Source organism: Mesorhizobium sp. M7A.F.Ca.ET.027.03.2.1 (genome assembly GCF_003999175.1).
GTDB lineage: Bacteria > Pseudomonadota > Alphaproteobacteria > Rhizobiales > Rhizobiaceae > Mesorhizobium.
On sequence record NZ_RZOM01001166.1, the window covers coordinates 1 to 1,833 of the forward strand.

Annotated in this window: 2 protein-coding genes; both read right to left on the reverse strand. The window is 63.5% G+C overall.

Annotated elements, in window-relative coordinates; genetic code table 11:
• Window positions 1–696 (reverse strand): LysR family transcriptional regulator (locus EN750_RS32475; RefSeq protein ID WP_145968126.1); only part of this gene is annotated, 696 nt, incomplete at its 3' end.
• 150 nt (window positions 697–846) lie between these two features.
• A partial coding sequence (locus EN750_RS32480; RefSeq protein WP_127399128.1) for an aldehyde dehydrogenase family protein occupies window positions 847–1,833 on the reverse strand: 987 nt, incomplete at its 5' end.

The following is a 1,833-nucleotide window of genomic DNA, read 5'->3' on the forward strand; positions in this document are numbered from 1 at the left end:
ACGCATGACGGCGATGTCGCCGGTGCGCTCGGCAATGTTGGGGCGGATCCCGCGCTGGTGGAATGCCGAAAGGAAATATTCGCGGCTGAACGGCAGGTCGAGCAGCACCATCGGCTCGTCGGCCAATTCCTCCGTCGTGATCGACGCCTTTGCCGCAAAGCGATGCCCCGCCGGCAGCATGACGTACGCCGGCACCAGCATCAGCGGCTCGAAGGTCATGTCCTGCGACAGTTCGAGATCGTAGGTCAGGGCAAGATCGATTTCACCGCGCTGCAGCATCTCGAGCAATTGCCCCTGATTGCGCTCGAACTGGCGCACGCGCACATCGGGATAGGCGCGTTCGAACCGCATGCGCAGCGCCGGCAGCACGATTTGCGCAAAGGTCAGCAGGCATCCCACCGCCAGCGGGCCGCGCACCTTCTCGGCAAAGTCGCCGGCGACGTCGTGCAAGGCGTCTGCATCGTTGAGCAGCCGGGCGGCTTCCTTGAGGAAGATGCGGCCACCGGCCGTCAGCGAGAGGCCGTGCGAATGCTTGCGGACAAACAGCTGGACACCGAACTCGGTTTCCAGCTGCGCGATCGAGGCCGAAATCGATGGCGGCGATACATTGACCTGTTCGGCCGCCTTAGCGATGGAACCGGCTTCGCCCACGGCGACGAAATATTCCAGCTGTCTGAGCGTGAAGCGTAGCGGCATGCTGGCTATGTTGCTGGTTTGAGGGCTTCGATCAAGCCTAATGCATGTCGCGCAAAAGTGGCCCCGGTTTTGCGCAAATGACATGCATAGAGCAAAGGCCTAATGCGCATCGCTTGAATCCGTTCAATCGCGATGCGCTTTAGGCGCCCATCAGTACTTGATCCATGTCGTTTTGAGCGCGGTGTATTTGTCGAGTGCATGCAGCGACAGGTCGCGGCCGAAGCCGGATTGCTTGAAACCGCCGAACGGCGTCATCGGGCTCAGCGCGTCGACCGTGTTGACGGAAACCGTGCCGGCATGCAGCCGGCCGGCGATACGATGCGCGCGCGACAGGCTGTCGGTCCACAGCGATGCGGCCAACCCGTATGGGCTGTCATTGGCGATACGGATCGCGTCGGCCTCGTCGTCGAAGGCGATGACCGAAAGCACCGGCCCGAAGATCTCGTCGCGGGCAATCGGATCGGCGGGCGCGACATCGTCGAAGATGGTCGGCAGGACAAAGCTGCCACGCCCGTTGACCGTGACCAGGTCGCCGCCCGCGACCAGGCGCGCGGTCTTTTTGCCGGCCTTGACGAAGCGCATGACATTGGCCGCATGGCGGGCATCGACCATCGCGCCCATTTTCGAAGCCGGATCGAGCGGATCGCCGGGCTGCGTGGCCGCCGCACGCTGCACCAGTTTCTCCACCAGGGCATCCTTGATGCCGCGCTGGACGAGCAGGCGTGAATTGGCCGAACAGACCTCGCCCTGGTTGAAGAAGATGCCGAAGGCCGCCATGTCGGCTGCCGCGTCGAGATCGCCGCAATCGGCAAAGATGAGGTTCGGGCTCTTGCCGCCGGTTTCCAGCCAGACCTGCTTCATGTTCGACTGGCCGGAATACTGCAGGAACAGCTTACCCACGGCGGTCGAGCCGGTGAAGGCGAGGCAATCCACATCCATATGACGGCCAAGCGCCTGGCCGGCGGTTTCGCCAAGGCCGGGCACGACATTGAGCACGCCTGCGGGCAGGCCCGCTTCCATTGCCAGTTCCGCCAGAAGCAGGGCCGACAAGGGCGACTGCTCGGCGGGTTTCAGCACCACCGAATTGCCTGCCGCCAGCGCCGGTGCGCATTTCCAGGTCGCCATGTCGAGCGGGAA